Raw genomic sequence first — 12,038 nt, forward strand, 5'->3', positions numbered from 1 at the left:
TACTGGCTGAACAGTTTTGCGACAGAAATGACCCTAGATTGCAGTAAACGATAACCACCGGTGTAGCCTTCATGAGTTTTCGGCCCAAAGCATGGATCCAGGCGCTGAACAATCGGACCTATCTTCCGACCCTGGTCGCCTTTGTGGTGATCGTGGCGGCCGGGCTGTCTGCCGAGTCCCAGAATGACACAATCTATGAACAGAAGTTGCGCGCGGATGTTCAATATGAAGCGGGGCTGATCCGCGCCCGGATCGAGGGAAACCTGTCAGCCGATATCCAGCTGGTGCGCGGGCTGCAGGCGGTCCTCTCGACCGAACCCGACATGACGCAGCGGCGCTTTGCCGAGCTGGCGTCACAACTGATTGCTGATGAAGCAAGTCTGCGCAACATCGCCGCGGCGCCGGATCTGGTGATCCGCCTGATGTATCCGATTGCGGGTAACGAGGCTGCAATTGGCTTGGACTACCGCAAGAACGAAGCCCAGCGTGCTGCGGCGCTCCGCGCACGCGACAGCGGCGACCTTGTCCTTGCCGGACCGGTCAATCTGCTGCAGGGCGGTCGCGGTATGATCGCCCGCTTTCCGATCTTCGCGGGCCCGCAAGCGACCAGATCATTCTGGGGCATTCTCTCGGCGGTGATTGATGTCGATGCCATCTATACCCAAGGGGGGCTCAACAACCCGGATCTTATGATCGACGTGGCGCTGGTCGGCAAAGACGGCAGGGGCGCCGAGGGCGAGCAGTTCTACGGTGACCCGAGCATACTGAAGGACAACCCGGTCCTGATGGACATTGTCCTGCCCGTAGGCACCTGGCAGCTGGCTGCCCGGCCCAAAGGTGGCTGGCCCGCCCATGCAGACAACCAGTGGCAACTGCGGTTCACCGTTCTGCTGGCTGGCGCCTTCATTCTGTTTCCAACCGCGCTCGCCGGTCGCCTGTCCGCAGCGCGGCGTTCGGTGATCCAGACACTCAAACGGCGCGAACGTGATCTGGAGGCGCTCTCGCGCCGTCTCGAAATGGCTGTTGAAACCTCGAAAATCGGCATCTGGGAAATAGACGAGACTTCTGACAACGCCCTCTGGGACCGCCGGATGCGTGAACTCTACGGGGACCCTGCCGAAGCCGGTGAAGTGCCTTTGTCGCTCTGGCGATCGTTTCTGCACGCCAAGGATCGCGATCGCGTTATTAGCGGCTTCCAGGAGGCGCTACGCAATGGCAACAACCACTCGGTCGATTTCTGCATCGAGCTGAAAGATGGCACTCATAAGAATATCCGGGCCATGGGCTGTTCGTTCCGTGATCGACGGGGGCGCAACCGGATGATCGGTGTCGAATGGGATGTCACCCGCGATGTTGAGTTGAACAACGAGTTGAAGCGCGCGAACCAGCAGCTGACCCATCGCAACACCCAGCTCACCCAGGCCAAACAATCCGCCGAAAAGGCCGATCAGGCAAAAACCGAATTCCTCGCCAATATGAGCCACGAGATCCGCACGCCGATGAATGGGATCATCGGCATGTCCGACATCCTCGCTGAGAGCCCGCTGTCGGAGGAACAGGAGCAATGTGTCGAAACCATCCGTGATTCCTCAGTCGCGCTGTTGAAAATCATCAACGACATCCTGGATCTGTCCCGGCTCGAGGCCGGAAAGATGGAAATCAGCACGGTCGATTTCAACCTGCGCAAATGCGTCGACGGCGCCGTCGACGTGCTCAGGCCGAAGCTGCGCGAAAAGGGGCTATCCTTTACCCTGAGCTTTGCCCATGACCTGCCCGAACAGGTCCATGGCGATGACGGTCGGCTGCGCCAGATCCTGGTCAACCTGCTGAGCAATGCGGTGAAATTCACCCACGATGGCAGTGTCGCCCTGCACGTCAGTCGCGGAGCAAAGGATCCCTATCATCTTTTTATCGACGTGGTGGACACCGGCATTGGCATCTCCGAAGATCAGGCCAAACACGTATTTGAGCGGTTTTCGCAGGCCGATGCCGCAACCACACGCCACTATGGCGGAACCGGTCTGGGGCTGACCATCTCCAATATCCTCGCACAGCGCATGGGCGGCGGTATCAGCCTGCAATCCAGCGCCGGCAACGGCGCCTGCTTCCGCTTGGAAATCCGCCTTTCAGCTGCCCGCACGGCCCCCATCGCCCCGACCCAGATCAGCCGGGAAACCTCCCAGCCGCAGCTTGGTCCGGGGGTATTGCTGCTGGCTGATGACAACCGCACCAACCGCCTGCTGATCCTGAAATTCCTGGCCGACACGCCGCTGAAGGTGATCGAAGCCGAAAATGGACGCGAAGCGGTAGATATGTGCCGCGACCATCAACCCGCCATCATCCTGATGGATATGTCGATGCCCGAGGTCGATGGCCTGACTGCAACCCGCCAGATCCGCGCCAGCGACATGGCCCAGCCCGCGATCATCGCATTGACGGCCAATGCGTTTGACAGCGATCGCCGCGCCTGCCTGGATGCCGGGATGGACCGTTTTCTGCAAAAACCGATCCGCAAGCCGCTGCTGCTGGAAACCATCGCCGCCGTGCAAGCCGAACGCGCGGCACCGCAGGATCAGACCAAGGACGGCACCAACTCCTGACGCCAGCCTCGGCTTACGCCCTCATCCAACCACTCCGCAACACCACGGCCGACGCCCTCCTGCGGCCTTGGGGTTGATAATCCATCCGGCGAATGGGCAGCAGAACGATCGGATCTAGGGGAGACCTCAACGGTCAGCCGCCTGTCGGCAGCATCTGATTTTCCAGACAGAACTCATAGAGTTCGCGATAGGCGGCCTCTTTCATCAACGCCTCAAACCGGGCGCGATGCAGCGCGATGGCCTTGCTGCGCAGGTCAAACAACCGCCCGCCCGACGCCACATCCAATGCGGCCATACCCGCCCTGATTCTATCAGCCTTGGCCGCAAGCCGTGTATCGGCCTGAACATTGTGATTGCGGCGCAGCCAGTATTTGCGATCAATCAGCCGGTTCGCCTGATGGGCACTGCCGCGGTGCGACTTCAGAACAAAACTCGCCGCATCCTTGGTGATGTAGTGGTTGATCTGGGCCAGCGCGCGCAGGCTGGGGTCCTTGGCCCTGAAATTGCGATGTTCGTAGGCGCTGCTCGGCAGGCCGGATCCATTGCAAATTCTGATCTGATCATCGGGAAGCTTCGCGCCATTTGGCCTGTGGATGCCGCACCGCTCATGGGCAGCAGGATCAAACATCGTCTTGAACGGTGTCAGATGCGTAGCAACCCGTTCGTCATCCTCGGCCAGCAAAAAGGTCTCCACCACCAGCTGCTCCGACAGGGTTGCACTGCCTGCGCTGCCAAACTTCTTCCAGTTCACCATGATCTGGTCGCAGTCCGGCACGGCATCAATGAGATCGCCGACGGTTCCCGCGCCGGTGTGAACGACGAGAAACTCGTCAAGATCAAGCGCAAGGACCCATCGCGCATCCCGGAACTCCGGCTGGCGCGCGGCACGTTTGTAGGCTTTGACCTGATGTCGCCCGCGTTCAGCCCGATTGTAGAAATAGGAAATTTCACCGAGATCACGCAGAGTTTTCAGAATTTCATCTGTAAAATCATCAGAGTCGTTCTGATAGATGATGATGTTCTGAAACCCGATCATCTTGTGGTAGGCGACCCATTCCAGGATCGAGGGCCCCTCATTCTTGGCAGTCGCAACCAGCGTAAAAGACAACTGAGGCTCCTGATCTCAAACTGAGGAAACTGGTGCGGACGGCGGGACTCGAACCCGCACGGCCATACGGCCAGGAGATTTTAAGTCTCCGGTGTCTACCATTCCACCACGTCCGCACAGCGGGCTTGGCCCGTTGCAATCACAGACCTAGCGAGGACGCCGCAGCGGCACAATGGGATATCTCACGGATCATGGAATTTTTCCCGCATCGGTGTTTCGGACGCCGCGTCATGCGAAACAGGGGTCTCAATGCCCACAGATCACAGGTCCACTTCGGGCGCCGTCGGGCCTGCCCCTTCCGGTGCCAATGGACCACCCGGCGCGACCAGATGCCGCTCCGGCAGCCAAGGATTGAGCGCCAGCGCCTGCTCCAGCGCCTGGCGCGCCTCCGTCAGGCGCGACAACCCGTAAAGCGACAGCGCCCGACCACTCAGCGCCGCAACATGACGCGGCGACAGGGCGATTGCGCGATCCAGATCCGTTAGCGCCGCGCCAAAATCCCGCCGCAGATAATGGACAAAAGCGCGCTGATTGTAGCCCTCGGCGTAATCCGGGCAGTAGGCGACCAACCTGTCAAATGCCTCCAGTGCACCGAGAAAGTCAAAGGCCGAGCGCCGGGTCATCCCCCGATCCAGCAGCGCCTGCGCCTGAGCATTGGGTGCATCTGCCCAATATTGCCAGAACTGGTTGGAAATGGCCTGCGCCGTCATCTCATCGCTTGCCGCCTGCACGCGGCGGATCAGCCCTTCGACCGCATTACGGTGATCCGGTGCGGCAGGACAGGCCCCGGCCGCCTCGGCTTCTCTCGCCTGGCCCGCCCCCTCGGCCAGAGCAAAGGGTGCAGCGGCCGCGAGGCCAAGAGCTAGAAACGGGGCAATCCAAGACTGTCGCATCCCCCTATTCTGCCGCAAAGCGATCGCCGGACAAGTCACGATTTCGCGTGGACGTCACGACTTGGGGGGTCACGGCAGCAGCGCGCTATCCTCAATTACTGCCTGCATGGCGACATAGGTGGAAGTCGACGCGACATGCGGCAGCGCCGAAATCTTCTCGCCCAGCACCGCACGATAAGCCGACATCGACCGCGTCCGCACCTTTAGCAGATAGTCGAAATGCGAGGCCATCAGATGGGCCTGTTCGATCTCGGGCACCCGCGCCAGCGCCGCATTGAATTTCGCCAGCGCCTCCTCTCGGGTATCGGTCAGCTTCACCTCGACAAAGGCGACGTGATCCAGGCCCAGCCGGATCGGATCGATCAGCGCCCGATAGCCTGTAATGAAGCCCTCGGTCTCCAACCGCCGCAGCCGCGCCTGTGTCGGCGTTTTGGACAGGCCGATCCGCCGCGCCAGATCCGCGATGGACATGCGGCCATCCTCTCCAAGCGCCTCCAGAATCGCCTGATCGAACCGATCCATGCCCGGAAAGTCTATTTGCATTGTCCTGAGATCCTTTTTTGGGCGTTATGCCTATTGATTGCACAACATAGGGCGATTGTCCCGGCAATTTCGCGATATCATATGCGGATAGACCAACCACGGCACGACCTGTGGTTCCTTCGGAGAGTTCCCTAAAATGACAGCGACCCAATCCCGGCCCACGCCCCCCCTGTCCTCCGCACAGACTGCGGACCACGCGGAGGCGCTGCGCTACCGCATCGACGCGGGCACCTATGTTGATCAGGCTCAGATGCGCGACCGGCTGTTTGCGCTGGCCGATCTCAGCGCTGCGGACCGTCGCACCATCTGCGCCAATGCCGCCGCCCTGGTGCGCGACATCCGGGGCCATTCCTCGCCCGGCCTGATGGAAGTATTTCTCGCCGAATACGGTCTTTCCACCGACGAGGGCGTTGCCCTGATGTGCCTGGCCGAGGCGCTCTTGCGGGTGCCCGACGCCGACACCATCGACGCGCTGATCGAGGATAAGATCGCGCCGTCGGAATGGGGCAAGCATCTGGGCAAATCCACCTCCTCTTTGGTCAATGCGTCGACCTGGGCCCTCATGCTGACCGGCAAGGTGCTTGACGAAAAACGCAGCCCGGTCTCGGCGCTGCGCGGCGCCATCAAACGTCTGGGCGAACCGGTGATCCGCACCGCCGTCAGCCGCGCGATGAAGGAAATGGGTCGCCAGTTCGTGCTGGGCGAGACCATTGAAGGGGCCATGAAACGCGCCGCCGGGATGGAAGCCAAAGGCTACACCTATTCCTACGACATGCTGGGAGAGGCCGCCCGCACCGAAGCGGATGCCGCCCGCTATCACCTGGCCTATTCCCGCGCGATTTCGGCCATCGCCGCCGCCTGCGACAGCGAGGATATCCGCCAGAACCCCGGTATCTCGGTCAAACTCTCGGCGCTGCATCCGCGCTACGAACTGGCGCAGGAAACCCGCGTCATGGAGGAACTGGTGCCGCGCCTGCAGGCGCTGGCGCTGCTGGCCAAGGCCGCCGGCATGGGGCTGAACGTCGACGCCGAAGAGGCCGACCGCCTGTCCCTGTCGCTTGAGGTGATCGAAGAGGTGATCTCCGATCCCGCGCTTGCTGGCTGGGATGGGTTTGGTGTGGTGGTGCAGGCCTATGGACCGCGCACCGGAGTGGCGCTGGATGCCCTCTATGATATGGCCAACCGCTATGACCGCCGCCTGATGGTCCGCCTTGTCAAAGGCGCCTATTGGGACACCGAGGTAAAGCGCGCCCAGGTCGAGGGCGTCGATGGGTTCCCCGTCTACACCCATAAATCGCTGACCGATGTGTCCTACATCGCCAACGCCCGCAAACTGTTGTCGATGACTGACCGGATCTACCCGCAGTTTGCCACCCATAACGCCCATACCGTCGCAGCCATTCTGCATATGGCCAAGGACACCGACAAAGGCGCCTATGAGTTTCAGCGCCTGCATGGCATGGGCGAGACCCTGCATCAGATGGTGCTGGAACAGAACCGCACCCACTGCCGGATCTATGCGCCGGTTGGCGCCCATCGCGACCTGCTGGCCTATCTGGTCCGCCGTCTGCTGGAGAATGGCGCCAACAGCTCCTTTGTGAACCAGATCGTTGATGAAAACGTGCCTCCCGAAGTGGTCGCCGCCGATCCCTTCGATCAGGTCGAGGATCTGACTGCGAACCTGCGCAGCGGACCGGAGCTGTTCCAGCCGGAGCGGCCGAACTCCACCGGGTTCGATCTGGGCCACGCCCCCACCCTTGCGGCGATCGACGCCGCCCGCGCGCCTTGGAAGAGCCACAGCTGGACCGCAGCGCCCCTGCTGGCCAAGGCGCCCGCGAGCCCCAGCACCACCGAAGACGCAGTACGCAACCCGGCTGATCTCACCACGGTAGGCCAGGTGCACAGCGCCGGTCAGGCCGAAATCGAGGCGGCCCTCGGCGCCGCAGCCCCGTGGCAAGCCAGCGCCGACATCCGCGCCGAAGTGCTGAACCGGGCCGCCGACCTCTACGAGGCCAATTATGGCGAACTGTTTGCGCTGCTGACGCGCGAAGCGGGCAAGACGCTGCCCGACTGTGTGGCCGAGCTGCGCGAAGCGGTGGATTTCCTGCGCTACTACGCCGCCCGCATTCCAGCAGAGCCGCCGGTCGGCGTGTTCACCTGCATCTCGCCCTGGAACTTCCCGCTGGCGATTTTCTCCGGCCAGATTGCAGCCGCCCTGGCAACCGGCAATGCAGTGCTCGCGAAACCGGCCGAGCAGACCCCGCTGATCGCCCATCGCGCCATCGCGCTGCTGCATGAGGCAGGCGTCCCGAAAGAGGCGTTGCAGCTGCTGCCCGGCGGCGGCGCTGTTGGCGGCGCGCTGACCTCAGATCCGCGCGTCGGCGGCGTCGCTTTCACCGGCTCCACTGCAACCGCACTGAAAATCCGCGCTGCCATGGCCGAGCACCTGCGTCCCGGCGCGCCGCTGATTGCCGAGACCGGTGGTCTCAACGCGATGATCGTGGACAGCACCGCGCTGCCGGAACAGGCCGTTCAGGCCGTCATCGAAAGCGCCTTTCAGTCGGCAGGTCAGCGCTGCTCGGCCCTGCGTTGCCTCTACCTCCAGGAAGATATCGCCGATAACGTGTTGAAAATGCTCAAAGGCGCGATGGATGCCCTGCGGCTTGGCGATCCCTGGCACCTGGCAACCGACAGCGGACCGGTGATCGACGAGGCCGCCCGCGCCGGTATTCTCGCCCATATCGACACCGCCCGCGCCGAGGGCCGGGTGCTGAAGGAACTGACCGCACCGCAGGGCGGCACCTTCGTGGCGCCAACCCTGATCGAAGTCTCCGGCATCAGCGCGCTGGAACAGGAGATCTTTGGCCCGGTCCTGCATGTCGCCCGCTTCAGATCGCAGGATCTCGACCGGATCATCAACGATATAAATGCCACCGGCTATGGGCTGACCTTTGGCCTGCACACGCGGATCGACGACCGGGTGCAATATGTCTGCGACCGTATTCACGCAGGCAACCTCTATGTGAACCGCAACCAGATCGGTGCCATCGTCGGCAGCCAGCCATTTGGGGGCGAAGGCCTGTCCGGCACCGGTCCCAAGGCCGGCGGCCCCTTCTACATGACGCGTTTCTGTGCGCCTGACCGTCAGCAGAGCACCGACAGCTGGCCCGCCGATACCGCAGCGATGGTGTCCCTGCCAGCACCAACAGGTCAGCCAATGCAGCAGACCACAACCAGCCTGCCCGGCCCGACCGGCGAATCGAACCGCCTGTCGCAGCAGGCCCGCCCACCGCTGCTCTGCTTGGGACCGGGACCACAGGCCGTGGCGGCCCAGGCCCGCGCCGTTCACGCGCTCGGCGGCACCGCGATCGAAGCGACCGGCCCCTGCGATATGCCCCTGCTTCTGACCGCAGAGGGCATCTCCGGGGTGATCTGGTGGGGTGATGAGGCAACCGCGCGCGAGATTGAAACTGGGCTGGCGCGACGCAACGGGCCAATCCTGCCGCTGATCCCCGGCCTGCCGGATGTGGCACGGGTACAGGCCGAACGGCATGTCTGCGTCGACACCACCGCCGCAGGCGGCAACGCAGCCCTGCTTGGCGGCATGTCCTGACCGCGAGCGTCAGGCCAATGCGCACAATATCCGGCTAAACTCTTGACGCTGGGCCATATCCGGCCCAGCGTTCCCCCATGTTTCCAATCCGTGACCACAACCCCTCCGGGCGCACGCCCTATGTGACCTATGCGCTCATGGTTGCGAATATCGCGATCTTTGCGCTGACCTACTTTGGCTATGACAGCCCGCGCCGCCTGACCGCGCTCTACAACGCCTATGCGTTGCTGCCGGCGGAGATCATGGCAGGCTATGACTGGAAAACCCTGCTCACCTCGACCTTTCTGCATGGCAGCTGGATGCACCTAGGCGGCAACATGCTGTTTTTATGGATCTTTGGCGACAACATGGAGGACGAGATGGGGCATTTCACCTTTCTCGCCTTCTACCTTGTTTCCGGTATCGGCGCCGGGCTGGTCCATGTCGCAAGTGCCCCGGACTCGCTGGTGCCGCTGGTCGGGGCCTCCGGCGCCATTGCCGGTGTCATGGGCGGCTACCTACTGCTGTTCCCACGGGCGCGCGTCGATATCCTGTTGATCCTGATCATCTATTTCCGCGTCTTCTCGATCCCTGCCTTCGTCATGCTGGGCGTCTGGCTGGGCATGCAGTTCCTCGGCGGGATTGGCTCTGACCCTCAGGCAGGCGGCGTCGCCTATTGGGCGCATGCCGGCGGTTTCGGCGTCGGGCTGGTATTGACACTACCGCTCTGGCTCAGGCGCGGCGGGCCGGTGTACTGGGGCAAGACCCACGGCCATCCACCTCATCCCGAGGTCAGCTATACCGACAGCCGCATCCCACGCGTGCAGCGCAGGCCATCCGCCCCCAACCGGCGCAACACCCCCTGGGGCAAGTAGCCGTCCAGATATCGCAATCTCAAACAAAGGGCCGCAGCAGATGTCCGCATCCACCTCCGCCACGCCGCAGAACGGCGCCCAGCCCTGGCAGGCAAGCTGTCATTGCGGCGCCGTTGTAATCAGAGCCGAGCTGCCTGACGGGCTCGCCTCAGCCAGCCGTTGCAATTGCTCCTTCTGCATCCGTCGCGGGGCCGCGGCAGTGACCGCGCGTACCGCCAGCCTGACCATTCTCAAAGGCGCCGAAAATCTCAGCCTCTACACCTGGGGCAGCCATACGGCGAAACACTATTTCTGCAAGACATGCGGCATCTACGTCTATCACCAGCGCCGTTCCGATCCGGCAGAATGCGGGATCAATCTGGGCTGCATCGACGGTGGCAACCCGCGCACCCACGCCGAAACCTATGGTGACATTCCCTGGCACGACGGGGTGAATCACCCCTCTGACCGCTAGGCAGACGCCGCAAATCAGCCGCAAAACAAAAACGCGACCCGAGGGGCCGCGTTTAAATACGTCAAATCCAGCGAAAAAACCGGGGCGGCATCAGCCCCGGATCACCTTGGCAAAGCTGTCGTAAATCGACTCATTGGCGCAGAGCACATCCCCGGAGGTAAGGATATCATCCTCGGGGTTCACCGCTTCGATAAGGCCGCCTGCCTCCTGCACGATGATCACACCCGCAGCCAGATCCCAGGCATTCAGGCGGCGCTCCCAGTAGCCCTCGTAGCGGCCCGCCGCCACATAGGCCAGATCCAGCGCAGCCGCGCCCCAGCGACGCACACCGGCGCAGGCAGGCATCAGACGCGCCAGATCCTGCAGGGTTGCAGGCAGGTCGGAACGACCGGCAAACGGCAGCCCCGTCGCAAAGATCGACTCGATCATGCGATGACGGCCCGAGACCCGGATCCGGGTGTCATTCATCCAGGCGCCAGCACCTTTTTCGGCAAAGAACATCTCGTCCTTGGCGGCATCATACACAACACCGGCGACAACCTTGCCCTTATGCTCCAGCGCGATGGAAATCGCCCAATGCGGCAGACCGTGCAGGAAGTTGGTGGTGCCATCCAGCGGGTCGACGATCCAGCGGCGGGTCGGATCTGCGCCTTCTTCTTCGCCACCCTCTTCGGCCAGCCAGCCGTAAGTGGGGCGGGCGCCCATCAGCTCTTCTTTCAGGATCTTCTCGGCAGCGATATCGGCCTTGGAGACAAAATCGCCTGCCCCCTTTCTCGACACCTGAAGGTTTTCAACTTCGCGAAAATCCTTGACCAGCGACCGCCCCGCCTTGCGGGCAGCTTTGATCATGATGTTGAGGTTTGCGCTGCCAATCATGCGAAAGACTCCTGAGCGAAAAGGGGGAGATGTCGGTCAAACCGTGCCTATACGCGCCTGATTGCCGCTTGCCAAGGCCCAATAGGGGCCTGAACGCACCAGCACGACACATGAGAGCTATGCCTCTGGCGCATGGGTATGCCCTGCTCTGCCCCCTGCGCCACCGCCAGTGTTCGCGCACTACTGCTGTTGCAGCCTGCGCGCCTCCACCTTGGCCAGTCGGATCAGCTCCTGCATATAGGGTTTTTCACGATCTTCACTGCGGATCGCCGCATAAAGCCTGCGGGTGATCCCTTTGGAAGTCAGCGGCCGGGTCACATAGTCGGAGGAATATTTGACCTCCCGCACCACCCAGTCCGGCAGCACCGAAACACCCCGGTTCGACGCCACCAAGAGCAGGATCACCGCCGTCAGCTCCACCTGCCGGATGCCGGCAGGTTCCACGCCCGCAGGCGTCAGCAGCTGGCTGAAGATATCCAGCCGTGCCTTGTCCACCGGATAGGTGATCAGGGTCTCGCCGCGAAAATCCTCGGCCTCAACATAGGGTTTCTCAGCCAGCGGATGCAGCGCCGAGGCAACAAAAACCGGTTTATAGTCAAACAACTCGATAAATTCGATTCCCGGCAGCACCTCTGGATCGGAGGACACCACCAGATCGACCTCCTCCTTTTGCAATGCAGGCAGCGCGTCAAAGGCAAGGCCGGGGCGAATATCGACATCGACATCGGCCCAGTTCTTGCGCAGCCCCTCCAGCACGGGGAACAGCCATTCAAAACAGGCGTGGCATTCGATGGCGATATACATCCGCCCGGTGTTTCCGTCACGCAGGGCCGAGAATTCCGCCTGCATCGCCTCCACCTGTGGCAGCACCTGATCCGCCAGCCGCAGCAGCCGCAGCCCCGCCGCCGACAGTTTCATCGGCTTGGAGCGGCGCAGGAACAGTTCGACCCCCGCCTGATCCTCCAGCCCCTTGATCTGATGGCTCAGCGCACTCTGAGTGATATTCAGCTGATCGGCCGCCCGCGCCAACCCGCCTTCCTGATGTATGGCCTTGATGGTGCGCAGGTGACGAAATTCGATGTGCATCTATCGTGTCG

9 protein-coding genes and 1 tRNA gene are annotated in these 12,038 nt (G+C 62.3%); 4 read left to right on the plus strand and 6 right to left on the minus strand.

Annotation, left to right across the window (positions count from 1 at the left end; genetic code table 11):
- The first annotated feature begins 71 nt into the window (after positions 1-71).
- Complete coding sequence (locus VWZ81_RS14605; RefSeq protein WP_416542897.1) at positions 72-2,600, plus strand: ATP-binding protein; 2,529 nt, start codon at positions 72-74, stop codon at positions 2,598-2,600.
- A 133-nt stretch (positions 2,601-2,733) separates the two neighbouring features.
- Here the strand turns inward: VWZ81_RS14605 and VWZ81_RS14610 are convergent, their stop codons facing one another.
- From VWZ81_RS14610 to VWZ81_RS14625, 4 genes are all read right to left on the minus strand, one after another.
- The gene (locus VWZ81_RS14610) at positions 2,734-3,708 is read right to left on the minus strand and encodes a glycosyltransferase family 2 protein (RefSeq protein WP_416542896.1); all 975 of its coding nucleotides are present in this window, start codon (positions 3,706-3,708) and stop codon (positions 2,734-2,736) included.
- A 30-nt stretch (positions 3,709-3,738) separates the two neighbouring features.
- A tRNA-Leu gene (locus VWZ81_RS14615) sits at positions 3,739-3,824 on the minus strand.
- A 144-nt stretch (positions 3,825-3,968) separates the two neighbouring features.
- Positions 3,969-4,601, minus strand: coding sequence for a tetratricopeptide repeat protein (locus VWZ81_RS14620; protein ID WP_416536268.1), 633 nt, complete (start codon positions 4,599-4,601; stop codon positions 3,969-3,971).
- 69 nt (positions 4,602-4,670) lie between these two features.
- Complete coding sequence (locus VWZ81_RS14625) at positions 4,671-5,144, minus strand: Lrp/AsnC family transcriptional regulator (RefSeq protein ID WP_416536269.1); 474 nt, start codon at positions 5,142-5,144, stop codon at positions 4,671-4,673.
- A 136-nt stretch (positions 5,145-5,280) separates the two neighbouring features.
- Here VWZ81_RS14625 and putA point away from each other — a divergent pair, with 136 nt between their 5' ends.
- From putA to VWZ81_RS14640, 3 genes are all read left to right on the plus strand, one after another.
- Positions 5,281-8,757 (plus strand): bifunctional proline dehydrogenase/L-glutamate gamma-semialdehyde dehydrogenase PutA, encoded by a 3,477-nt coding sequence (gene putA, locus VWZ81_RS14630; protein ID WP_416540343.1) that lies wholly within the window; start codon positions 5,281-5,283, stop codon positions 8,755-8,757.
- Between the two features lie 77 nt (positions 8,758-8,834).
- Positions 8,835-9,611 (plus strand): rhomboid family intramembrane serine protease, encoded by a 777-nt coding sequence (locus VWZ81_RS14635; RefSeq protein WP_340545242.1) that lies wholly within the window; start codon positions 8,835-8,837, stop codon positions 9,609-9,611.
- A 40-nt stretch (positions 9,612-9,651) separates the two neighbouring features.
- Entirely contained in the window at positions 9,652-10,065 is a 414-nt protein-coding gene (locus tag VWZ81_RS14640) for a GFA family protein (protein WP_416536271.1), read from the plus strand.
- Between the two features lie 90 nt (positions 10,066-10,155).
- Here VWZ81_RS14640 and VWZ81_RS14645 read toward each other — a convergent pair whose 3' ends face one another.
- Positions 10,156-10,941: an inositol monophosphatase family protein gene (locus VWZ81_RS14645; RefSeq protein WP_340545240.1), complete on the minus strand. Its 786-nt coding sequence runs from the start codon at positions 10,939-10,941 to the stop codon at positions 10,156-10,158.
- 180 nt (positions 10,942-11,121) lie between these two features.
- Positions 11,122-12,027, minus strand: coding sequence for a LysR family transcriptional regulator (locus VWZ81_RS14650; protein ID WP_260087555.1), 906 nt, complete (start codon positions 12,025-12,027; stop codon positions 11,122-11,124).
- Between the last annotated feature and the right edge of the window lie 11 nt (positions 12,028-12,038).

It is taken from the genome of Phaeobacter sp. JH20_34 (genome assembly GCF_048056095.1).
Lineage (GTDB): Bacteria > Pseudomonadota > Alphaproteobacteria > Rhodobacterales > Rhodobacteraceae > Phaeobacter > Phaeobacter bryozoorum.